We start from the raw sequence: 23,544 nt of genomic DNA, 5'->3' as shown, positions 1-23,544 counted from the left end.
GGTGAGATAATAAATCTGGCAGGTTTGCCCGCGTTAGGGATTGCAGCGGCATCCTTTTTTTTAAAACACCTAAAAATTTTATTTAGAATTAGGTTTAGGCAGATTGCCACGTCGAAAACTCCTCGCAATGACGTTAAAAAAGATATAGCGTAAAGCCCGACCCTTGGGTAACGCCCAAAAATTAAATTTTACGACTTCTGCCTCTACTTAATAGCTTGTACTCTTCGTAACACTCGCTAATGGCATCTAAGATTTGAAGATCGTTGGCAGTTTGTATAAAACCTCTAGAGTAGTTGCATTGACTAACAATTTCATCCAAATCTACACGTTCTACTTGTAGTAAAACAGTTAGCATTTCCCTATCAAAACGAGATGCTAATAGGTTTCGGATCTCATCATCTTCTTTCATCTTTTTGAGCTTACGCAGCTCGTTTGGTTTTTTGCCAAACATACGATGTAAAAAATCGGCAGGGTTAAAAATGGAGCCTATAACTTTGGTTAATCCAGATTTTTTACTTGCCTCGTAACCAGTGCCTTGTAAGCCAGAAATACTGTAACGGTAGTTGGTATTAATATCTGGCACTTGTTTTATGTCTACTTCTAAATAGCCCGTAAGCTTTAGTTGATTTACAACCACTTCTTCTAGTGCTAAAGCGAGTTCTGTAAGTTCAATATTTGAGCTTCCAAACTTTAACCAGTCATTAGTTACTCTAACTTTTATGGATTTAAAACCTAAATAGGAAAAGTGAAGCGTATCATTAACTTTAGCCGAAATTTGAAACTCTCCTTTTTTGTTCGTGGTTGTTCCTATAACTTGATTAAGGTTTACAATATTAACGTTTTCTAAGGCACTTTTATCAGCAGAATTAAGTACAATACCTAAAACCTTATCTGCTTCTTGTGCCATACCAATAACAGAAAAGCAAAACATAAAAATGATAAATAGGTAATACCTCATGAAATATTCAACGCTAATTTTTTTATAAAAGTACTAAAGAAAACTTTAGCAATAGAATTAAGCTTTTTATTTTGACTAAATATTAACAGAAAGGTTTAAACTTATCGTCTAGAACGTCTAGGTCTAGAACTTCCAAAATCACTAGAATTAGAACGTCTAGGTTTAGAGCCACTATCACTTCTGCGTCTATCACCTCTGTTTCCAGAGCTTTCTTTTCTGTCATCGCGTTTACCGCCACTACGTCTGTCGTCACGTCTTTTTCCACCATCACGTCTTCCACCGCCGCCGCGTCTATCTCCACGTCTTCCTCCACCACGGTTTTCTGAAACTTCAACATTTACAAAACGGCCTTCGTGTTTAAAGTCGGTAAAATGGGCTAATACTTTCTCTTTAAGTTCGTTTTCTGTATTAAAAAACGAGAAGCTGTCTTTAGTTTCCACTTTAAAGACATCATCTCTACCAAGTCCTAATTGCTCTTTTAAGAAGTCTTTTAACTTCATCCAATCAAAACCATCTTTACCACCAACGTTAATAAAGTAACGTGTAGATTTACCGCCTCTGTTTCTGCCTTCACTACTATCATAAGAACCTTCTGCTACATTAAGGTTTTTAGATTTGTTGTAGTAATTGTAAAAACGAGTAAACTCAACCGAGAAGAATTTTTTAATCAATTCATCTTTATCCGTATCAGCAAATAACTCATTAATATTAGCCAAATGCTTATCAATTTCATGATTAATTTCTGTGTTGTGTATTTTATTAGCCAAAGACATCAATTGCACTTCGCAAATATCAGCACCATCAGGAATTTCTTTTTTATCAAATTGGCGTTTAATAATGCGCTCAATACTTTTAATTTTACGCACTTCACTTTTAGAAACAATAACCATTGAAACTCCCGTTTTTCCAGCACGTCCTGTTCTACCAGAACGGTGTGTGTAGGTTTCAATCTCGTCAGGTAATTGGTAATTTATTACGTGTGTAATATCATCAACATCAATACCACGAGCCGCCACATCGGTAGCTACTAGCATTTGTATTTGTTTGTTTCTAAACGATTTCATCACGATATCACGTTGATTTTGACTCAAATCCCCATGTAAAGCCCCAGCACTATATCCATCTTCAATCAGTTTTTCAGCAACCTTTTGTGTATCACGTTTTGTTCTACAAAAAATAACCGAAAATATATCAGGGTTAGCATCACTTAAACGTTTTAATGCTTGGTATCTATCTCTAGCATTTACTAAATAATATTCATGAGATACATTACTTGTACTCTCATTCTTATTTCCAACAGTAATTTCCTGTGGGTTATGCATAAAGTTTTTAGCAATTCTAGATACTTCTCTAGGCATTGTAGCAGAAAACAACCACGTGTTTTTATCCTCTGGTGTGTGCGATAAAATATCAGTAATATCCTCTTTAAAGCCCATGTTAAGCATCTCATCAGCCTCATCTAAAACCGAATACTGGATTTTAGAAATATCAACCAAACGTCTGTTAATCATATCTTTCATACGGCCTGGAGTCGCCACAATTATTTGTGCACCACGTTTAATCTCACGTGCTTGGTCTGTAATACTCGATCCACCGTAAACCGCTACCACGTTAAGTCCTTTACAATATTTACCATACAATTTCATCTCGTTGGTAATCTGTAAACAAAGCTCTCTGGTAGGCGATAAAATTAAACCCTGCGTGGTTCTACTAGCTACATCAATTTTCTCTAACATCGGGAAACCAAATGCGGCGGTTTTACCCGTTCCGGTTTGGGCCAATGCCACTAAATCGGTTTCAGATTCTAATAAAATTGGGATTGCTTTTTCTTGTACTTCACTAGGTTTTTCAAATCCTAAATCTGTAATGGCTTGTAATAGGTCGTCATTAAGACCTAAATCTTGGAATGTGCTCATTATTGTTTAATGTATGCGATATTGTTATGTGGTGTTACATAAAGAAGCGCATCGACATACAGATACCTTTTTAACTTCAAAATAGCACTAATAAATTGTTTCTTTTTCGCCTGTTCTTCGTTAAAAAAGAGAACCGTAGCGATGCTATGCTTATATTTTTTGCCTCAAACAAACAAAAAATAATACAATTTCTATACGCACTATTTCAAAATTAATAAGGTATTAACCTTAAACTTCCAGTAACACATCCTCACCCTGAGGAGTAAACTCATTTTGAGTTTCAAGGCGCAAAGATACACTATTATTTGACTTGTCATTCCTGCGAAGGCAGGAATCTCATTATAAGGCGTTTAATTATAATTATTTGGGCGTTACCACAAGGGTCGGGCTTTTCGCTATATCTTTTTTAACGTCATTGCGAGGAGTTTTCGACGTGGCAATCTGCCTAAACCTAATTCTAAATAAAATTTTTGGGTGTTTTAAAAAAAAGGATGCCGCTGCAATCCCTAACGCAAGTATCTGCCAACGTCATTGCCAAGGAGGTACGACTGTTCTAATCTGTTTAATGCTTTTTGTGTAATTTTGAAGTTTCGTTTAACGTTGTTGTGTATGGTTAGTTGCGTGGTTAAGCAACTAAGTTAGCAAACAAATCACAGATAGAAAATTCCAGCGGAATTTTCGTAAGTCGGCAGTGACCTAGCAATTAATTATACACGTTGTTATATTTAGTTGTTTTTAGACTTTTGATTATTCAACAACCAATTTCTTTATTGACTGTGTAAAATTATTTTGGATTTTAATAAAATAAATTCCAGATTTTAAATCTTTAACGCTGAAATATATTTCAGAAATTGAGTCTTTTATAATTTCTAAATCAACTTGTTTTCCTTGAACATCGAAAATTAAAATATTAGAAATTGTATTTGAAGATTTTATTGTAACTAAATCATTGGAAGGGTTGGGAAACATTTTGAAGTTCAGTTTTTTAAATGATAAGATACTTAAGGCTACATTCGATTCCAAATAATCTGGAATTCCACTATTATCCGTGTCATCGTCTGTCGGGTCTCCATTATTATTGTAGTCTTCATCTATTGTTAAGATTCCGTCATTGTCATCATCATTGTCTAAATAGTTTGCTAAACTATCCATATCTGTATTATCATCCTCTAAGTTGCCATTAGAATTTAAATCCTCCTCAAAATCTATAACACCATCTGAATCTGTATCTATACAATCGATTTCTTGGATTGTAAATCCATCTTGAATTGAACATGCAGTTACGTTAGAATATTTAGTTACAATTACAGCATAATTTCCAGCTTGGTCAATTGTTAAAGTACTTGAACTTTCTGGAAGAAAAGAACCGTTTAAAGTCCATTCATACGTATAATTTGTTTCAGCTGGATTGGTATCTATGATAGTTGTTGAACCTGTATTACAAATAAAAAAATCGCCACTCAAATTAATATTAGGTAAATTATTTACGATTAAAGTTATTGTTGTAGTGTCAAAATTTGAGGAACTATTTTCACTAACTCTACCAAATATTGTCTCAGGATTAGAAGTATTTGTATATAATATTGGAAGAGGATTTATATTATTATCCGCATCTATTTGCGTTAAATGGTAGCTTACTGTGAAACCTGAAGGGTTTTGACTTCCTAATATTTGGAAATCCAATGAACTTAAATCGAATTGGACAGAATCATTAGATAAATCACCATCAGACTCTACGTTATCATCGCATGTTTCATAAACCAAAGGTCCATTCGCAATTTGAGAATAAGTTATATTCCAGCATAAAAGTGTTGATAAAAGGAAGAATAAAGTTTGTTTCATTATTTGAATGTTAGTTCGGATTTTTTTTCAATTAAATATAACTTATGCGGATATGACAACGTTTTAATGTTTTATATCCGACGTTAAACGAAGGTAGATGAAAATTTTTACAAATTCAACTTTAAACCAAAACAAAAACCATGCGATTTCTCCTATCGTCGAAATGACTAAAACCGTATTGTCATGTCGAAATGAGGTACGATTGAGACATCGCATATATCTTAATTAAAAAGATAGCAAAATTGAACTAAAGTAAGTATTTTCGCTTTATATTTTATATAAAGTCGTTCCAAATGAAAAAATTTATTGCACTACTATTTGTATTATTAGCTTTTAACTCTTGCGGAGAAAGCGATGCTTCAAGTGATGATATGGTCTCTGAAGATCATGATAAGAATGATGATAAAACAGAAATTTATGAAGCACCTAGAGTGTTGTCTTACGTTACATATATTTCGCAACAGTCTGTAACTTTAAACGGTTTCATAGATTATTCTAATATATTTTTCCAAGAGTCCGATGCATATAATGTAGGGTTTATATTTAGGTCTGGTGATGAAAATGATTCAAGTAATGACCAAGTTATAACGCTTGAAGGTGAAGTTCCTTATTTTAATGGAACTTATAATTTTGATCATAACATTGATAGTTTAGAGCCCAATACTACATACTATTATTCTGCATTTACCAAAAACGGATCTAGTGAAAAAGATAATTGGAAGTCATTTACAACTTCAGAAATACCTTGTGATCATGTACAGGATAATTATTATAGTGTTTCTGGCGAATGGAGAAATGCTACTGTAGAAATTACAGATCCATTATGTTGTAGCGATGGAAATGTTGGTTTTAGATTTGGAAGATGGCCAGATATATATGAAATTAATTTTAATGAACAAGACAACGGTTATCCTAAGACTGGGCAATATTTTGGTGTTGATTACGAGTTTGATATTACTAATATTCAAAGAGAATTAGTAAGATCTACTAATCAAGTGTTAATGCCTGAAACTGATTCAACACCAGAAACTGAATTATTTGTTAATAATGATGGTAAAACCATAACAATAATTTTTTGTAATACTACTTTAAGAAATGGAGATGTCTTAAACGGTAAGGTTTCTGTAGAAATACCTTAGTTTTGCACTAGAAAATTCTATAAAAATTATAGCTAAAAATTTGTGTAAACTTTTTTAAGCAATTACTTTATTTATCATTCAGTTATAGCGTCTTTTGATTCCATAATTTCGCAACGTGTACCATCAAGATCGTGCACATTGCATACCCAGCGGTTGTTACGAGCAATCATGGGCTCATAGCGTTGAAGATCAGACAAGCCATTCAATAACAAATCGCGATGCGCTTTTTGTATTTCATCAGTTAAAAGGCACATATGATGCATTGTGCCCATTTGCCTTCTACTTAGTTCCATATTGTTTATAAGAATATACTCAACGTAGTCACCGTTATCTCCCGGTAACTGCATATTCACCCAAGCATCTGGACCACCATCTTTACGCGATCCGCGCCAAATCTCTTTAAATCCTAAAGCATCTCGATACAATGTGTTTGCAGCCTTTTCATCAGTAATAGTGATGCCTACATGCAGCAAACGATCGGAAACCCGTTTAGACCCAAGATACTTGCCTTTAGCTAATGTTTGCTTGGAGCTGGATGTGTATTCAACAAATATAAGGTTATGCCCGTCTGGATCTATTAGAGTACTAGCTAAGGTACCATCGGAATTTTTTTCTACAGGCGTTGGGTTGAGCCCTCTGTCTTTGAGCATAGCAATAGTAGTCTCGATATCTGAAACTTGAAATGCGATTTCAACTAACCGGTTGTCATCCGTTCCCTCAGGCTTTGAGACTAACTTCACAAACTGGTCGTCGTTTATTTTTAAATACCAAGCCTCTTGATCTTCATACGCAGCAAATGCAAATTCAAATCCATAAAAAGCCGTATAGAATGCACGCGATTGCTCTAAACTTGATACTTGAAACGCCACATGGGCTATTCCTAAGATGGGGAGTGCTTTTTCAGCTTTTGTTCCCATTGATAGACAAGATAGTATTAGAATTAAAAGGATTGCTCTCTTCATATATTTTGCGATTTGCATTGGATTTGAAAATTTCAATGATTAAGTTAAGATACTAAATATTATTAGATATGTAGTTATGATTCAAAAATGAGAAAAGAAATTACTTGTAATAAATTGTGTTGTTCGAAGCTGTAATTGCAAGCAATGGCCCGTAGATTTGTGTCCTTTTAATACTAAAATAAGTTCAGTAGAAGATACTTTAACCTCAACGTTAAATGAAGCAAGCCGAAATCTTTTAAACAAATAAAGTAAATCAAAATCATTTTACAACTTGTTGATATAAAATTTTCTGAGATTATATCGTGCCTCGCAATGATCTTATTTCCTCAAATTCCCAATCCGTTGCAAAAGCGTAGGATGCGAATAATGCATAAATACATAAGCAGGATGTGGCGTTAAATTACTTAAACTATTTTTAGAAAGTTTTTTTAGTGATGTAATAAGTGGTTCGCTCTTATACGTGTTTTTAGCATAATCATCCGCTTGGTATTCAAACTTCCTAGAAAATACATTCATAATCAACCCAGTAATTTCAGAAATAGGCGAGTAGAGTAGCCCAAAAGCAATAAGTCCAATATGAAAACTAGGAATTTCAACACCCAAAGCTTGAGATAATAATGGGTTTGAAATAAACAACGATAAAATATAAAGCGTCAACCCCGTCAATAAAATAGAAGCAAACAAATTAAAAATAATGTGTTTCTTTTTGTAGTGTCCAACTTCGTGTGCCAGAACAGCCACAATTTCTTCATCTTCTAAATCGTTAATTAGAGTGTCATAAAGCGTTACACGTTTTTCACTTCCAAACCCAGAGAAATAAGCATTGGCTTTGGTACTACGTTTAGAGCCATCAATTACAAAAATCTTATCTAATTTAAATCCAACCGTTTCTGCGTATGTCGAAATTTTATCGCGCAACGTGCCCTCTTCTAAAGGTGTTTGTTTATTAAAAAGCGGCACAATAAGCTTGGAATAAAACATATTCATAAACAAAGTGAAAACCGCCACTAGAGCCCAAGCATATAACCAAAAGTGTTTCCCTGTAGCTTGATAAAACCAAATAATCAACGCCAGAATACCACCGCCAACAATAGCCATCATTAACCAACCTTTAATTTTATCTAAAAAGAAAGTTTTTACTGTGGTTTTATTAAACCCAAATTTTTCTTCAATAACAAAGGTGCTGTAATAGGAAAATGGTGTGGTTAAAATATCACTACCAATCATAATGATACCAAAGAAAATGAGTGCTACAACAATCGGATTTTTACTATAACCTCTAGCAATAGTATCTACAAACTCAAAACCATCAAACCATAAAAACCCTAAAGTTAAAAGAAGTGAAAATGTTGAGGTTAGTAGCCCAAATTTATAATTTGTAGCCTTATAGTTTTGCGATTTTTTATATTCAGCATCATCATAAACATCTTGTAATTCTGCAGGTAGTGTATCATTAAAATGTTTTGCATTTAACGCGTCAAGTACTTTATCAACTATAAAATTGATAACAATAATGGCGATGATGATGTAAAATAGATTAGTTGAATTCATGTTATATATTTGAGAGGCTAAATTAAACTATTCTGTCACACTGAGCGTAGTCGAAGTGCATGATAATTCCGTTTTTTAATGTGTTTCGACTGCACTCAACATGACACAGTTAAAGCTTTTGAATATGGTAGTTTTTAAATTTAGATAATGTCAAGCTAATTCGATGTGCTTATTTACCTCTATATTTATAATGAGTTGCATTTCTGCACTCAGCCAATATTTGAAGCATATCAAAATCCCCATCAATTAAGGCTTTTTTCTTTGCACGTGTCCACCTTTTTATTTTCTTTTCAAAATATATGGCTTGCAATACATCATTAAAAGTTTCGTAAAACTTAACTTCTATTGGTCTTCGCTTATAAGTGTAACAATCTCTATATTTTCCGTAGGTATGTTCTTTAATTCGTTTATCTAAGTCATTGGTTATTCCCGTGTAATAAGAATTATCAGAACATTTTAAGATATAGACGTAATAGAAATACATGTTTATAGTCTATTTAAATCCTCTCTGCCTCTTAGCTTCAAAAATAAGAATTCCTGCAGCAACCGAAACATTCATAGAATCTATTTCACCTTGCATGGGAATTATAATATTTCGAGTCGAGTTTTCTAACCATGCATCGCTCAAACCAGTAGCTTCAGTACCAACAACAATAGCAGTTGGTTTTTTAAAATCTTGAGTATGATAATCCACAGAAGTTTGTAACGCTGCACAATAAATAGCAATGTTTTTTGATTTCAAAAAATTAATAATTTCAGAAGTATTTCCAGTAGCAATTTGATTGGTAAACACGCAGCCTACACTAGAGCGAATAATATTAGGATTGTATAAATCCGTTTTCGGGTTAGCAATAATTACCGCATCTACATTGGCAGCATCAGCGGTTCTTAAAATAGCACCAATATTTCCAGGTTTTTCTGGAGCTTCAGCGATTAGAATTAATGGGTTTTTCGTTTCAAAACTCAAATCACTTAAACTATTTGTCTTTGATTTTCCAACTGCTAAAACACCTTCAGTAGTATCGCGGTAAGCTAATTTTTGATAAACTTCTTTTGAAACTTCAATACAGTTTAATTGGGTTTCGACTGCGCTCAACATGACATTCGAAGTTAGATCGTTTAGTTGTTCCAATGAAAACAAATCTGGATAAAATAAAATGGTTTCTAACTCGTATCCACCCTTAATAGCAAGAGTAATTTCGCGCATACCTTCAATTAAAAAAAAGCCTGTTTTTTTGCGTTCGCGCGACTTATCTTTTAACTGAACAAGTTGACGAATAAATGAGTTTTGTGTACTTAAAATTGTTTTTGTAGTCAATTATTTACTAGGTTTGTTTGTGCAAATTTACTATAAACTATGAGACAGACTTTTCTTTTCTTTTTTATATTTATTCTTTTTAATGTTGAGAAAATCGCTGCTCAATGCGAATTCCCTACTATTTTTGACCAAGAAGTAATTAAGTGCGACGATGATATCGCTGATGGAATAACGGTTTTTTCTATAAATGACATCAATTTTTACTCTCCAGATTCATTGCATAGAACCTTCTCCGATGCCAACCAAGGAATTAATCCTTTGCCGTCCAGTTTTTCGAATATAACTCCTTATCGTGATAGGGTGTTTGCTCGTTTAGATCAAGGAAATTGCGTTGAGACTGCTATAATTTATCTTGAAGTCCAGTCATTTCCTGTTTTTGAAAATGAAGTCTACGAAATATGCGAGGCAAATTCTGATGGTATTGCCACCTTTTATTTGGGATCAATCCGTAACAAAATCAGACAAGAAACAGGTCATTATGTTTCTTTTTTTCCAACAATGGAAGATGCCTCAAGAGGGCGTAATGCTATTCCTTTAATTTATGAAAACACTTCTAACCCAGAAACTATCTATATGAAATCTGGAAGTAATTGTGCAACAATAAAGGAATTGGAAATTAGTGTAAATAACATAGAACCACCTATAATTAATGATCTGCCAACACAATTTTACTGCCCCACCGAAGTTGGTGCTTATGATTTAACAGCCTACGTGCCCCAACTAGTTGAAAATACCGAAGGTCTTACGTTTTCTTATTACAATGATTTTCTCGATATGCTTGGTAAAACTAATCCAATCGAGAACCCCAGTACCTTTGAATTTACTTTTGGCACAAAAGAAATTTTTGTTAGAGTTGATGACAACCAATCTGGTTGTTACAACTATACAAGTTTGTTTTTCAATTTTAACGCATCATGCGAGGTAGAATGTGGGGAAACATTTAACTTGAATTTTTGTCAAACCTCGGATGATAGAAGCTATACCTTTATTAATACTGGAGGTTCACCTTTAACGTTTGAAATTGTAGATGGTACGATTGATACTTTTGGCTCTAATTCAGGTTATATAGTGGTCAGGGATTCTGACGGAACGGAGTTGTATAATGGAAATGGAACACCAACCTCTACTAATCGCGTTAATACATTAAAAGGGCTTGCGTTCCAGTCTACAGGAAACAAGATTACTCTTGAATTTTATTCAATTTTAAATACCTGTAATAGAAATCCTGAAACCTATATACCAATAGATATTAATGTTAATTGTTCAAGTGATGTTGGGCTTATCGAGTTGTCAGCATTTTTGGATAGCAATATGAATGGAAGTTTTGATGTTGATGAGTTATATTATTCTAGAGGAACCTTTAGTTATGAAAAAAATAATGATGGTATAATTACTGAAATTGTATCCTCTAATGGACAAGCTATAATAGTAGCCGATAAAGAAACGGATATTTTTAAGATTAGCTATGAGCTTAATGAAGAATCATTAAATTGTTTTAACAATCCCATAAGTGTTTTCGATAATATTAGTGTTTCACCGAGCAGTACTTATGAGATTGACTTTCCAATTGTGGAAATTGAAGATTGTGAAGATTTAAGTGTTTATCTTATAAATGATTTTGCTGCACCAAGGCCGGGTTTTGAGCATCAGAACTACCTTGTTTTACAAAATTTGGGCACTACGCATATTTCTTCTGGAACAATAGAATTCGTAGCAGATTCGCAACTAACGTTCGTTAGAGCAGAGAGTGATAATTTGAATTATTCGTTTCTTCAAAATATAAATGGATTTAATTTAGATTTTGTGAATTTGAGCCCTGGAGATACAGAGTATATTCAAATTTTTATGACAAGTCCGACAGATATAGAACTTGGAACTATTGTTACAAATACCTCGGCTTATGTTACTCAAGACAATGACAATTATTTGGAAAACAACACCTCAATTTTATCCGAAGTAGTCATCGGCTCCTACGATCCCAATGATATATTAGAATCTCACGGACCAGAAATTCTTCATAGTAGTTTTGGTTCAGAAGATTATCTATATTATACAATTAGATTCCAAAACGTTGGAACAGCTGATGCTATTAATGTTTCTATTGATAATACTTTAGATTCTAGATTAGATAAATCAACCATCCAAATGCTCAGTTCTAGTCATGCAAATGTATTTACAAGAACTAATAATCAATTAAACTGGCAATTTGATGATATCTACTTACCAAGTGAAGATATGGACGAACCCAATAGCCATGGTTATCTACACTACAAAATAAAACCATTAGCAGGTTATAGCGTTGGAGATATTATACCAAACACTGCTGAAATTTATTTTGATTTTAATCCAGCTGTAATAACTAATACGTTTGAAACTGAATTTACTACAACACTTTCAAATACAGAAATTAATAGTTCTGTTTTCTCTATATATCCAAATCCAACACGTAGTTTTATTGAGTTAAATTTTGGTAAAGGCATCAATAAAACAATTAAAATAAATATTTATGATATTCAGGGAAAACGTGTTTTTGATAAAACTAATGAAGTTGAAGATGCATCATTAAAAATTGATGTATCTCAATTAACAAAGGGCATGTACTTTTTAAAAGTTGATGATGGTACTTCAAAAACCACAAAAAAGCTTATTGTTAAATAAGTACTTATATAATTAAATTAAAAGCTTCAGATAATATCTGAGGTTTTTTTGTTGTAATTATATTCTACTAACTTCGTCAAAGAAGTAAACTAAAGAAAACTTAAAAAATGAAAAAATCACTCCTCATAGTTCTAGCAATCTCAATATTAGCTTGTAAAAATAAAACAGCACCAAAAGTTGATTATTCAGAAGAAACACTTGATGTAACTACTAGTATCTACCCAGAAAACATTACAAAAGTATTTGATGCTCACGGGAGTTTAGATAAATGGAATACCATGAAATCTCTAGAGTTCACCATGAAAAAACCAAATGGCGATGAGATTACAACCACCAACTTAAAAAATAGAAAATCTCTGATTGAGATGCCAAATCACACTATTGGTTTTGATGGTGAAACCGTTTGGCTAAAAAATAAAGATACAGCAACGTATAAAGGCAATGCAAAATTCTATTATAATTTGATGTTCTATTTCTATGCAATGCCATTTATTTTAGCAGATGATGGAATAATATATGAAGATGTAGCAGCATTAGAATTTGAAGGGAAATCATATCCAGGAATTAAGATTTCTTATGAAAGTGGCGTAGGTGAATCCCCAGAAGATGAATACATTTTATATTACGATTCTGAAACCAACAAAATGGCATGGTTAGGTTATACAGTAACCTATTTTTCAAAAGAAAAAAGTAAAGAATGGCATTTTATAAAATATAGTGATTGGCAAACCCTAGAAGGTTTAAGACTACCAAAAACGCTAACTTGGTTTAAAGTAGAGAATAATTTACCAGTATCTAAACGTAACGATTTAGAATTTACAGATATTAAAATTTCAACAGAAAAACCAAACTCAAGTATTTTTGAAGCACCAGCAGGAGCAACAATTATAGAATAATTACAAAGGGTGTTTTTCCAAATAGTTAACCAATAAAGCTACCACATAATTATAGCTTTGCATGCCCTTACTTTGGTTATTGGCTTTTAAAAAATTACCATAAAACAATTTAAAAAATGGTTCAACAGGATTTTCATGGGCATCCCAAAAATCTCGAATCTCTTTATAGTTTTTTAAAATACCAGTATTCACATTTGGGATAATGGTTTCATATAAATCAGCATCCCGTCTATAAATTTCATTAAGGAAAAAACGCAACGCAAACGTGTACCCCGTATATTTAAAATAGATGTTATCGTGGCTTGTGGTAGCCATAAAGCCTATAAAATTGGCTTCATTTTCTGCGGCATATCCTAACTGATGCGCTACTTCATGAGAGGAAGTAGTGGGGAATTTATAGACAGGAATCAACCCATCTACCTGTGCTTCATTGGTAAAAGGATTTAAATACCCACTAAATCCCATATAAGTTAAAGGATAACTATATATCGATTTCTTTAAACTTTTTGGGTAATATTCTAAGTGCGGAAACGTATTTTTTAAGTTCTCATAGCCTGCAGGCACCATTTTAAAAATTTCACCTTTGCTCAAAGGAACATCAACTTTAATAGTATCATTTTTTGTGATTTCAAAATGTAAAGCATTCGATTTATTAATCAAAGATTCGGTCACTTTAACTAATTGTTCCGTTGTATAATCATGTGATAAATTCAAACTTCTATGCAGCGGTAAACGGTAGTAATTTAAGCCCCAAAACAAATGAAAAACTCCGTAGAATATGGCAATAGCTGCAGCAATATCCACCAGCCAACGTCTTGTGTCTTTACGGCATCGTCTTCTGTTTTTGTATAACCATCTTAACGCATAAACACTTACGGCGGTGTATATTAAATCCCCAAAAGAAAAGGGCATCCATCCTAAAGTAAATCTAAAAATCTTCGAAATTATTGGGTACAAACCATTGCTATAATAGCACTCCACAAACTCAGGAAAGTGCGATAATAGTTTCACCAATAAAACTTGTGGAATTAACGATAACGCTATAATCGTTTTTTTCTCTTTCATCATGCTCAAAAATAATAAAAATTTGAACCCTAACACTTGGGTTTATCTACTTAAGTTTCTTCCTGCTTTCCACTGTATCTTTATGCGAAGCAATCACAAACTTGTTTCAAAGTTTCATTAAGTTTATGCTTTTGCAGGTTCATTTAGGGTATACTATTTGGTTCGCATAAAGGATGCCGTTTCAATCAGGAGTAGCTGCCAAATTCCGTGTCTATTTGCAATTGTTATATTTTAGACCATTCAGGTTTTTAAAACCTGAATGGTCTTTCTATCTTTGTTTAAAACATTCTCTAAACCATGAGTACAGAAATAAGACAGTTAGAACCCAAAGCATTGTGGAATAAATTTGCTGATTTAAACGCAGTACCACGTCCATCAAAAAAGGAAGAACGCGTCATAGCTTTCATGAAAGATTTTGGTAAAAGTTTAGGTTTAGAAACCATAGAAGATGAGGTCGGGAATGTTATCATCAAAAAACCAGCAACAGCTGGAATGGAAAACAGAACAACTGTGGTTATGCAGTCCCATTTAGATATGGTTCATCAAAAAAACAACGATACTGTTTTCGATTTTGACACTCAAGGTATAGAAATGGTTATTGAAGGCGATTGGGTAAAAGCAAAAGGCACAACTTTAGGAGCAGATAACGGTTTAGGCGTTGCAACAATCATGGCTGTTTTAGAAAGTACAGATATTCCACACCCAGCAATTGAAGGGTTGTTTACTATCGATGAAGAAACAGGTATGACGGGAGCTATGGGATTAAAAGGTGGATTACTTTCTGGTGGTATTTTACTTAATTTAGATACTGAAGAAGATGATGAAATAGGAGTAGGTTGCGCTGGAGGAATAGATGTTACAGCAACAAGAACCTATGAAGAAGAGGAAACACCTGAATTTAAAATTGGCTATAAAATAGAAATTAAAGGATTACAAGGCGGACATTCAGGAATGCAAATTCATGAAGGTTTAGGAAACGCGAATAAAATCATGAATCGAGTATTGTTTGATGGTTTTGAAAACTTTGGGTTGCGTATTTCAGAAATTGATGGTGGAAGTTTACGAAATGCCATTCCAAGAGAAAGCAATGCCATTGTAGCCATAGATGCCATTCACGAAGATGCTTTTTTATTAGAAATGGCATTAATTTCTACAACTATCAAAAAAGAGTTTAAAACCATGGAGCCCGATTTAGAAATTAACATTTCTAAAACTGATACACCAAAAAAAATTATGGATTTAGGGGTTCAAGAAGGACTTACAAGAGCTATATATGCTGCCTTAAATGGCGTGTATAGAATGAGTGCAGATATTCCAGAATTAGTTGAAACTTCAAATAATATTGCCAGAGTTATTGTTAAAGATGGTCATATTAAAATAGGATGTTTAACACGCTCTTCGGTTGAAAGCTCAAAATTAGATTTAGCAAACACCCTTCGTGCTACTTTTGAATTAACAGGTTGTGAGGTTGAATGTTCTGGAGATTATCCAGGGTGGACACCCAATATGGATTCAGCTATTTTAAAAGTGATGACACAACTATACGAAGATTTAAACGGAGAAAAACCGCATGTAGCTGCTTGTCATGCTGGATTAGAATGTGGTATTCTTGGGCAAAATTATCCAGAAATGGACATGATAAGTTTTGGGCCAAATATTAAAGGGGCGCACTCTCCCGATGAACGTGCTCAAATTTCATCGGTTCAAAAATATTGGAAATTTGTTTTGGAGATTTTAAAGGCTATTCCTGTTAAATCCTAGTTTTTTTATATGGACCAAGACAGACATCATATTTTATTGTTTCTAAATTTTTTATGATTTTTTTTGATTGTGCATTAATCTATAGAATCAAACGTCTTTATTTAGTGCCAACAAAGTCTACAAAAGCACCTATATCTCCGCCATCACTTGCTGAGTTTTTACCCAAAGAATTACTTGTTAGTTTATAATCTATAGGAGTATGGTCTCCATTAAATACAGCTATACCGCTAATAGAATTTTTATCTTGACCATTTGGAACAGCATTTGTTTGCCATTGCGATAATGTGTAGTCATTATATTGGTAATAAATCCGTCCTCCTATTAATTCATAGTCAGAAACATTGGTATTTATATGGTTACTATATCTAAGTAATTCTAAATCTCCAATAATGATGTTATTCTCTAAAGTAGCATTAATTACAGGGTCATTGCCTTTATCTAAGATTAAGTTTGATAAAAAGGTGTTGTGTGAGATAAAATGCCCTTCTGGTTGTTCAGAACCCCCACCGTTAGATATCTTAACATTACTTGCGAAAATATTATTTGAAATTTCAAAAATCCCTCCTTGTGCTCTTCCTGCAAAAAAACACGATTCACCTATGGATGTTTCTTGCTGAAAATTATTTTTAAAATGTATATCTGCAGCTCCTCGTTCTGCTTTATTGGAATGTTTGAAATAGAAAGGCCTAGGAGCGTTTGTGAAAATATTATTTTCTATCCGCATATGCGAAATTCCAAAAGCAATGATATTAGATGTATTTCCATGAACACCATCTATTCCTGGTCCCTTGAAATCACAATTAAATACACCAAAATAGTCAGCATTACTGTTAAGAGCTTGAAAAAAGCCGTGGTTATCTCCACCCTCTCCAGTCATTACACCACTAATATTTCTAATAGTGTGGTGATTTGTTCTTAAATCTTGACCTAAATTAATGCCTTCAGAACCTTTCATGTTAAAACCATACCATAACCAGTTTTGTTGTCCATCTATTTCTACTCTTGCGTTTAAAGTTATGGTGACTGGTATAGATAGTGAAGGTAAACTTCGTATATAAACATATTGAGAAGGAGTTCCAGGACCACCACCATAGAATTTAGTGTCAATAAAATCGTTAACCGCTATATCTGATGCTATATTTAAACAGTACCAAGTTTTAGATGCACATAGTTCTTGTAGTGCTTTATTAAAACTTGCCCATGGTGCATTTTGCGATCCGTCATTAGAATCACTAGCATTTGTACCACCTAAAAACCTTTGATTTGATATTAAGATTTCTTCTTTTGGAATCTCAGGATAATCTTCGTTGGAAAAAATCACAAATTCTTCAGTTGATTCCTTATTTTCAGGTTCTGTAGTATGGTCTTCATTTGAGCAAGAAATAAAAAATAATACAAGAAGAAGGGGGGATTTAAAAGTAGGTTTCATTTTAAAAATGATTGGGTTAGAAAGTAAACTTACGAATTTAATAATAAATTTCTTTCATAAATTAAAATAGAATTTATTAATAAGTTTTAAAGTTGTTGGGTAGTAATCGGAACCTTTTAAGACAATAGGGTATTAATAAAATGTAAGGTGTACATTTCTAACGAACATACGAGCTTGCGCGATGGCATTTTTTAGTTGTCATCCTTATCTGGTACTGGGGCATAACCTGAACCTCCCCAAGGGTGGCAACTAAAAATACGTTTCACAGCCAACCAACCACCTTTAAATAAACCATGTTTTTTTAAAGCTTCTTTGGAGTAATGAGAACAAGTTGGATTGTATCTACAAGTAGCTGGTGTTAAGGGTGATATCAAGGTTTGATACACTTTAATCAAAAATAAAAATGGTGCTATGAGTAGTTTTTTTAACATAAGGCTTGTCATTCCTGCGAAAGCAGGAATCTTATTAATATAATTCTAGTTTATAATGGATTCCGCATCAAGTGCGGAATGACAAAACACTTAATAATAAATGACTTTCACAAGAAGAACAACCAAACTAATTCACAGAAAACGTAGTCCCGTCTTTACCATCTTTAAGTTGAATACCAACTTCAGCAAGTTCATCTCTGATTTTATCAGACAAGGCAAAATCTTTATTTGCTCTTGCGTCTTGTCTTAATCTTATTAAAACATCCACAGCACCAGAAAGTTTATCTGTTCCAGAATCTGTTTTAACAATATTTTTAAGACCTAAAATGTCGTAGACAAAATTGTTAATGGTGTTTTTAAATAGATTTAAATCGTTAGAAGACAAAGTCTCAGACCCCTCTTTAACTTGATTGATATATTTCGCAGCTTCAAATAAATGCGCTATTAATATTGGTGAATTAAAATCGTCATTCATAGCATCATAACATTTCTGTTTCCATGCTAGAATATCAATTGAAGATGAAGAAGATGCTTTTAAACTATTCATAAGATTAATAGCATCCATCAATCTGTAAAATCCTTTTTCGCTTGCTAATAAGCCATCATCGGTTAAATCTAAAACACTTCTATAAGAAGACTGTGCCATAAAAAAACGAATAACGCTAGGGGAGTAAGCTTTACTCATTTTATCGTTGTCTCCAGATAGTAGTTCGTTTGGATTTATTGTATTACCAGTGGTTTTAGACATCCGTTGTCCGTTTAACTCTAACATATTGGCATGCATCCAATAATTTACTGGAGATTTTCCAATGGCTGCCTCATTTTGAGCAATTTCACATTCGTGATGTGGAAATTTTAAATCCATACCTCCACCATGAATATCAAACTGTTCTCCTAAATATTTTGTGCTCATGGCTGTACATTCTAAATGCCAACCAGGGAAACCATCACTCCAAGGAGAGGGCCAACGCATAATGTGTTGGGGTTCGGCTTTTTTCCATAACGCAAAATCTTGAGGATTCTTTTTATCGCTTTGTCCGTCCAATTCACGGGTGTTGTGAATTAAATCTTCAAGTTTACGTTTGCTTAATTTTCCGTAATCATTGGTTTTATTAAACTTGTGTACATCAAAATAAACAGAGCCATTAACTTCATAAGCAAATCCATTTTCAATAATCTTACTTATTAATTCTATTTGTTCAATAATATGACCGGTTGCTGTAGGTTCTATACTAGGTGGTAGAAAATTAAGTGTATTTAAAATATTGTGAAAATCAACAGTGTAACGTTGAACCACTTCCATAGGTTCAATTTGTTCTAAACGTGCTTTTTTTGTGATTTTATCTTCTCCAGCATCCGCGTCATTTTCTAAATGTCCAGCATCTGTAATATTTCTAACATAACGCACTTTATAGCCTAAATGTTTCAAATAACGAAATACCATATCAAAAGACATAAAGGTTCTTACATTACCTAAATGAACGTTACTATAAACTGTAGGACCACAAACATACATGCCTATATGTCCTTCATTTATAGGTTTAAATGTTTCTTTTTTTCCAGTAAGAGAATTGTATATTTTTATTTGTTGTTCTTTGTAGAGTTGCATAGCTGTTAAGTCGTTAGGACTTTAGAAAATGATTTCGTAATGAATTAATCTTATTCGTTATAGATTCAAGTTCAAATCTAATATTTTTATAGTTTTCTTCTGAAATAAATCCCAATTCTTTTTAAAAGAATAAATATGTGTGTTTTAAGGTTAAGTTGTTTGTCGTTTAGTTAAAAACTTGATTGTTTGATTCGACTCTTTGTCTTACACAAATAAACATCAAACTCATGTTCTATGGCTAAGTAGTTTCTCATTAAATTACCTAATTGGTTATTTCTACTCAACTTAGCGACTTAACAACAAACGACTAACAATTGTTTTAAAACTTAGTATCTAATTTAATGTAATCAAGAAACTCGCGGCGTGTAGCCATATCTTTAAATTTTCCTCCAAACTCTGAAGTTACTGTGCTACTCTCAATATCTCTTATACCTCTGGAGTTTACACAAAGGTGTTTTGCATCAATAACACAAGCCACATCTTTTGTTCCTAAAACCTCTTGAAGTTCTCTAACGACTTGGATGGTTAAGCGTTCTTGTACTTGTGGTCGCTTTGCAAAATAATCGACAATACGATTCATTTTGGATAAACCTACAACAGTTCCATTAGAAATGTATGCTATATGAGCGCGTCCAACAATAGGCAAAAGGTGATGCTCACAGGTTGAGTATACTGTAATGTTTTTTTCAACAAGCATCTCTCCGTACTTATATTTATTATCAAATGTAGAGGCACTTGGTTTTTTATCAGGATCTAAACCGCCAAAAATTTCATTAACAAACATTTTGGCTACACGGTTAGGGGTTCCGTTTAAGCTATCGTCTGTTAAATCTAAACCCAGGGTTTCCATGATATGGCGAACATCATCTTTAATGATGTCTATCTTTTCCTCATGAGTTAGTTTAAAAGCATCACTACGCATTGGTGTATTTTCAGAAGTACCAATGTGCTCGTTTCCTAATGCGTCAAAATCTTCTATGTTGCTATCAAAAGCCATGATTTATAAGTAAAAATTTAATTGGCAAAGATAAGCATTTCACTTTTCTTATGCTTGAAGTTAATAAATAATTAATAGTTATACTTAGTCTATAAACCCAACGTATAATTACAGATTAAACAAAAAAAGCTTGAACTTTAAGTTCAAGCTTTTTTTATATTTTCTAATTATTCTTAAATATTAAAACTCAACGACAACGTGATGTTTGAGTTTTGTCTGTCTATAGTAGCAGTGTCAATAAGGCCAACATTATATAAAGGGGTTTCATCAGTACGTTTCCATTTATCATAAGTAACATCTAGCCTAGTATTACCAAAATTATAACCTAAACCAAGAGAATGACCTGTTAAATCTCCAACAGTTACTCCATCAGTATATGGGCTTTCTTCAAAACGGTAACCGCCTCTAAAACTGAACTGTTTGTGTTTGTATTCAGCACCTAATCGGTATGTTGAAGCATCTGTTAATACATCACTTATAGCAGCATTTAAATCAGAGAAATCGCCTTCTGGATTAAATTTAGTATTACCATAATTTTTTTTAGAATAATCAAAACTGATTAAACCTTTTTTAGCAAACACATAAGCCAAACTTCCTGTAATCTTTGCTGGAGTTTGTAATCTATATCTAGGGTAAATATTTACTACACCTCCAATAAAATCCAAATCAGCATCAGCTTCATTAGTGTCTATAAATTGTGTTGTTTCCTCTTCAATAGAATACCAAATAGGAGAGTCGTATGTAATACCAGCTCTTAGCTCTGGTGATAATTTCATAATGCCACCAAGTTGAAAAGAAAAGCCATTGCCTGTTGTTGAAAGTGTGTTGTCAAAATCGATAAATTCTATTAATCCACCATTTGAATTATCTTCTTGTAAAGACGTTGTACGTTGATAGTCTATAAAGTGAGAATTTAAATTAATTCCTATGTATAAATTATCATCGTATTGTGCGGCTAGATTGAATGAAATTTTTCCATTGTAACCAGTGCTTGTATATAGATAGTCATGATCAAAATTTCCATCTGCTAAGTTTGAGAAATACGTTGTATTGTTGTCATCATCAATATTGTCTGGCTCGAGTATAAATGCTTGGAATCCAAGATATGCTTGTTGATCAGCAAAGCCAAAATCATTTCCAACTCTTTGATATCCTTCTTCAACAAACTCACCGTCTAAACGTGATATATCCCCTAACGGAACACCATCAGCGTAGTTTAAGAAATATAAATCTATGGATTGACTATTAGTATTAGTACCTATAGCATTCCAAACATCATCGTAGTTATTTGTTCTGTCATATGCTATACCTAAAGTAAATTTTCTCCATGGAGAATTCGTATTTCTATTTGCAAAAACAAAAGCAGCTCCACCTTGATTGATATCAAAATTTGATGTGCTATTTGTAGTTAACCCATTAAAATAACCTGTGTTATTTTCTAGATCAACATTAGAACCTGTGAAAGAGGCGTGACTTTGACTAAAAACCGCAGAACCAGCAGGATTTGCACTAACAGCACTCATATCACCACCCAGAGCTCCAAAGGCTCCACTTAAGGCTCTAAAACGAGCTGTTCCTTGAATTTCGTTTTGCGAGTATCTTAATGCATCACTAATGTCTTGAGCGTAAATTGTAGACATAGATAGTAAACCTATGAATAGTATATTTAACTTTTTCATATGTAGATTTTTAATTTTTAATGAATGATGAGATTAACGTCTTCTTCCACCACCAGAAGATGATCTTGAACTTCCTGAACTTCTGCTGCTACTAGAAGATCTTGAAGCACTGCTAGACCTAGAACTGCTGCTTGATCTACTTGGGGTATAACTTCTGTTATTTGAAGATGAAGATCTTCTGTAACTATTAGAACTAGATGAGTTATTCCTTGTAGGTTGTCTATAAACTGTACTTGAACTCCTTCTTGCTGTTGAAGATGAATTTCTAGCAGTTGAATTTGTAGACGGCGTTCTTGCTACTGTAGAACCTCTTGTTACCGTAGAGCGTCTTGTAACACCAGAAGATGTACGTGTGCCATTAGGGTTGTAAGTTCTTCTATTTGTTGTAGTAGAAGTAGCGTTCCTATTTATGCTGCCTCTTCTATTTGTATTATATTTTGATATTGTTCTACTGTCGCTGTTTTGAGAATTTACAGAGCTACGTCTGTTCAAGCTATTACTGCTACGTCTATTCAAATTATTGTTGTTGCTAACGCCTCTTCTTGAGTTATTTGATGCATAGCTATTTCTTCTGCTTGCACTATAAGACAGACCTCTGTTGTTAAAACGACTTCTGCTATTGTAAAAACCTCTGTTGTTGAAACCTCTATTAAAAGCCCATGCATTACCGTAAAATGGTGGACACCAAAATGGGTCATTAAATCCCCAGCCAAAGCCACCGCCCCAACCAGCATTCCAACCCCAATTGTTCCATCTATTCCATCGGTTCCAACCCCAGTTATTCCAGCCCCAGTTGTTCCAACCCCAGCCGAAGCCACCGCCCCAACCAGCATTCCAACCCCAGTTGTTCCAACCGTTGTCTATATAGTTAATGGTAACACTGTTGCTATCTTGACCCCAACCAGCATAGCCTTGATAGTTATTTTGTAGGGTGTCATTCTCAACATAATTTGGACCTTCATAAGAATCTATATCCGTAAAAATTTCATCACCTGTATAAACATTTTCAGACTCTATTGATTTTGTTCTGAAATAGTCTTTATAAAAGTTACTGTTATTTTCGTTTGGCACTTCAACAACTGTACCTGTATTTGTATTTTGAACCTGTACAGGCGCATCACCATAAATTCCATCATTGTCTACACCAACGTATTGGTAAGAGCCACAGGAAACTAAGCCAAATAGTAAACCAAGTAGGGCTACAAATGGCACTTTTCTTTTTAGGTAGTTGTTAAATTGCATATCTCTATAATTTTATTGTTGAACATAACAAAAATAGTTAGTTTTGCTGAACTATTTTTTATTTACAATAGTCACAATATTTGTGCCAAAA

The 23,544-nt window shown here is 33.5% G+C and carries 18 protein-coding genes; 4 read left to right on the top strand and 14 right to left on the bottom strand.

The features are described 5' to 3' along the window. Positions 1-181: 181 nt before the first annotated feature. The 3 genes from Q0772_RS12330 to Q0772_RS12320 form a co-directional block, all read right to left on the bottom strand. A complete protein-coding gene (locus tag Q0772_RS12330; protein WP_298345165.1) occupies positions 182-958 on the bottom strand; it encodes a carboxypeptidase-like regulatory domain-containing protein in 777 nt (258 codons plus the stop codon). A gap of 101 nt (positions 959-1,059) precedes the next feature. Then, on the bottom strand, positions 1,060-2,874 hold the full coding sequence (locus Q0772_RS12325; RefSeq protein ID WP_298345162.1) for a DEAD/DEAH box helicase: 1,815 nt from the start codon (positions 2,872-2,874) through the stop codon (positions 1,060-1,062). 747 nt (positions 2,875-3,621) lie between these two features. Then, the gene (locus tag Q0772_RS12320; RefSeq protein WP_298345159.1) at positions 3,622-4,716 is read right to left on the bottom strand and encodes a T9SS type A sorting domain-containing protein; all 1,095 of its coding nucleotides are present in this window, start codon (positions 4,714-4,716) and stop codon (positions 3,622-3,624) included. Between the two features lie 293 nt (positions 4,717-5,009). Between Q0772_RS12320 and Q0772_RS12315 the strand changes: the two genes are divergently transcribed. Then, positions 5,010-5,855: a hypothetical protein gene (locus Q0772_RS12315; protein WP_298345156.1), complete on the top strand. Its 846-nt coding sequence runs from the start codon at positions 5,010-5,012 to the stop codon at positions 5,853-5,855. 74 nt (positions 5,856-5,929) lie between these two features. On the opposite strand, the gene Q0772_RS12310 is transcribed toward Q0772_RS12315, so the two are convergent. The 4 genes from Q0772_RS12310 to Q0772_RS12295 all read right to left on the bottom strand — a co-directional run bounded on the left by Q0772_RS12310 (position 5,930) and on the right by Q0772_RS12295 (position 9,686). Next, a complete protein-coding gene (locus Q0772_RS12310) occupies positions 5,930-6,772 on the bottom strand; it encodes a VOC family protein (RefSeq protein WP_298345153.1) in 843 nt (280 codons plus the stop codon). Positions 6,773-7,135: 363 nt separating this feature from the next. Beyond that, complete coding sequence (locus Q0772_RS12305) at positions 7,136-8,368, bottom strand: M48 family metallopeptidase (protein WP_298345150.1); 1,233 nt, start codon at positions 8,366-8,368, stop codon at positions 7,136-7,138. Positions 8,369-8,537: 169 nt separating this feature from the next. Next, positions 8,538-8,852, bottom strand: a complete 315-nt coding sequence (locus Q0772_RS12300; RefSeq protein ID WP_109351152.1) for a GIY-YIG nuclease family protein — start codon at positions 8,850-8,852, stop codon at positions 8,538-8,540. Positions 8,853-8,861: 9 nt separating this feature from the next. Further along, the gene (locus tag Q0772_RS12295) at positions 8,862-9,686 is read right to left on the bottom strand and encodes an RNA methyltransferase (protein ID WP_298345146.1); all 825 of its coding nucleotides are present in this window, start codon (positions 9,684-9,686) and stop codon (positions 8,862-8,864) included. 39 nt (positions 9,687-9,725) lie between these two features. Here Q0772_RS12295 and Q0772_RS12290 point away from each other — a divergent pair, with 39 nt between their 5' ends. Then, positions 9,726-12,344 (top strand): T9SS type A sorting domain-containing protein, encoded by a 2,619-nt coding sequence (locus Q0772_RS12290; RefSeq protein WP_298345144.1) that lies wholly within the window; start codon positions 9,726-9,728, stop codon positions 12,342-12,344. 107 nt (positions 12,345-12,451) lie between these two features. Next, positions 12,452-13,240 (top strand): DUF6503 family protein, encoded by a 789-nt coding sequence (locus Q0772_RS12285; RefSeq protein ID WP_298345141.1) that lies wholly within the window; start codon positions 12,452-12,454, stop codon positions 13,238-13,240. Here Q0772_RS12285 and Q0772_RS12280 read toward each other — a convergent pair whose 3' ends face one another. After that, positions 13,241-14,308 carry a DUF3810 domain-containing protein gene (locus tag Q0772_RS12280; protein WP_298345139.1) on the bottom strand — a complete coding sequence of 356 codons (1,068 nt, stop codon included), beginning with the start codon at positions 14,306-14,308 and terminating at the stop codon, positions 13,241-13,243. Positions 14,309-14,602: 294 nt separating this feature from the next. Between Q0772_RS12280 and Q0772_RS12275 the strand changes: the two genes are divergently transcribed. Further along, positions 14,603-16,066 (top strand): aminoacyl-histidine dipeptidase, encoded by a 1,464-nt coding sequence (locus tag Q0772_RS12275; RefSeq protein WP_298345137.1) that lies wholly within the window; start codon positions 14,603-14,605, stop codon positions 16,064-16,066. A gap of 97 nt (positions 16,067-16,163) precedes the next feature. On the opposite strand, the gene Q0772_RS12270 is transcribed toward Q0772_RS12275, so the two are convergent. The 6 genes from Q0772_RS12270 to Q0772_RS12245 all read right to left on the bottom strand — a co-directional run bounded on the left by Q0772_RS12270 (position 16,164) and on the right by Q0772_RS12245 (position 23,453). Beyond that, positions 16,164-17,495, bottom strand: a complete 1,332-nt coding sequence (locus Q0772_RS12270; RefSeq protein WP_298345135.1) for a hypothetical protein — start codon at positions 17,493-17,495, stop codon at positions 16,164-16,166. A 191-nt stretch (positions 17,496-17,686) separates the two neighbouring features. Next, entirely contained in the window at positions 17,687-17,926 is a 240-nt protein-coding gene (gene yidD, locus Q0772_RS12265; protein ID WP_298345133.1) for a membrane protein insertion efficiency factor YidD, read from the bottom strand. A gap of 127 nt (positions 17,927-18,053) precedes the next feature. Continuing rightward, positions 18,054-19,535 (bottom strand): cysteine--tRNA ligase, encoded by a 1,482-nt coding sequence (gene cysS / locus Q0772_RS12260; RefSeq protein WP_298345130.1) that lies wholly within the window; start codon positions 19,533-19,535, stop codon positions 18,054-18,056. Positions 19,536-19,854: 319 nt separating this feature from the next. Next, positions 19,855-20,532, bottom strand: a complete 678-nt coding sequence (gene folE, locus Q0772_RS12255) for a GTP cyclohydrolase I FolE (RefSeq protein WP_298345127.1) — start codon at positions 20,530-20,532, stop codon at positions 19,855-19,857. 173 nt (positions 20,533-20,705) lie between these two features. Next, positions 20,706-22,211 carry an outer membrane protein transport protein gene (locus tag Q0772_RS12250; RefSeq protein WP_298345124.1) on the bottom strand — a complete coding sequence of 502 codons (1,506 nt, stop codon included), beginning with the start codon at positions 22,209-22,211 and terminating at the stop codon, positions 20,706-20,708. A gap of 33 nt (positions 22,212-22,244) precedes the next feature. Further along, on the bottom strand, positions 22,245-23,453 hold the full coding sequence (locus Q0772_RS12245) for a hypothetical protein (protein WP_298345121.1): 1,209 nt from the start codon (positions 23,451-23,453) through the stop codon (positions 22,245-22,247). Between the last annotated feature and the right edge of the window lie 91 nt (positions 23,454-23,544).

The organism is uncultured Algibacter sp. (assembly GCF_947490405.1).
Lineage (GTDB): Bacteria > Bacteroidota > Bacteroidia > Flavobacteriales > Flavobacteriaceae > Algibacter_B.
This window is presented reverse-complemented; position numbering and strand designations above follow the sequence as displayed.

Excerpts from the sequence above, each read along its gene's own strand:
- Q0772_RS12320 (WP_298345159.1), bottom strand. The coding sequence starts at position 4,716 with ATGAAACAAACTTTATTCTTCCTTTTATCAACACTTTTATGCTGGAAT.
- folE (WP_298345127.1), bottom strand. The coding sequence starts at position 20,532 with ATGGCTTTTGATAGCAACATAGAAGATTTTGACGCATTAGGAAACGAG.
- Q0772_RS12270 (WP_298345135.1), bottom strand. The coding sequence starts at position 17,495 with ATGAAACCTACTTTTAAATCCCCCCTTCTTCTTGTATTATTTTTTATT.
- Q0772_RS12275 (WP_298345137.1), top strand. The coding sequence starts at position 14,603 with ATGAGTACAGAAATAAGACAGTTAGAACCCAAAGCATTGTGGAATAAA.
- Q0772_RS12300 (WP_109351152.1), bottom strand. The coding sequence starts at position 8,852 with ATGTATTTCTATTACGTCTATATCTTAAAATGTTCTGATAATTCTTAT.
- Q0772_RS12290 (WP_298345144.1), top strand. The coding sequence starts at position 9,726 with ATGAGACAGACTTTTCTTTTCTTTTTTATATTTATTCTTTTTAATGTT.
- Q0772_RS12325 (WP_298345162.1), bottom strand. The coding sequence starts at position 2,874 with ATGAGCACATTCCAAGATTTAGGTCTTAATGACGACCTATTACAAGCC.
- Q0772_RS12285 (WP_298345141.1), top strand. The coding sequence starts at position 12,452 with ATGAAAAAATCACTCCTCATAGTTCTAGCAATCTCAATATTAGCTTGT.
- Q0772_RS12315 (WP_298345156.1), top strand. The coding sequence starts at position 5,010 with ATGAAAAAATTTATTGCACTACTATTTGTATTATTAGCTTTTAACTCT.
- Q0772_RS12310 (WP_298345153.1), bottom strand. The coding sequence starts at position 6,772 with ATGGGAACAAAAGCTGAAAAAGCACTCCCCATCTTAGGAATAGCCCAT.
- Q0772_RS12280 (WP_298345139.1), bottom strand. The coding sequence starts at position 14,308 with ATGATGAAAGAGAAAAAAACGATTATAGCGTTATCGTTAATTCCACAA.
- Q0772_RS12305 (WP_298345150.1), bottom strand. The coding sequence starts at position 8,368 with ATGAATTCAACTAATCTATTTTACATCATCATCGCCATTATTGTTATC.
- cysS (WP_298345130.1), bottom strand. The coding sequence starts at position 19,535 with ATGCAACTCTACAAAGAACAACAAATAAAAATATACAATTCTCTTACT.
- yidD (WP_298345133.1), bottom strand. The coding sequence starts at position 17,926 with ATGTTAAAAAAACTACTCATAGCACCATTTTTATTTTTGATTAAAGTG.
- Q0772_RS12250 (WP_298345124.1), bottom strand. The coding sequence starts at position 22,211 with ATGAAAAAGTTAAATATACTATTCATAGGTTTACTATCTATGTCTACA.
- Q0772_RS12330 (WP_298345165.1), bottom strand. The coding sequence starts at position 958 with ATGAGGTATTACCTATTTATCATTTTTATGTTTTGCTTTTCTGTTATT.
- Q0772_RS12245 (WP_298345121.1), bottom strand. The coding sequence starts at position 23,453 with ATGCAATTTAACAACTACCTAAAAAGAAAAGTGCCATTTGTAGCCCTA.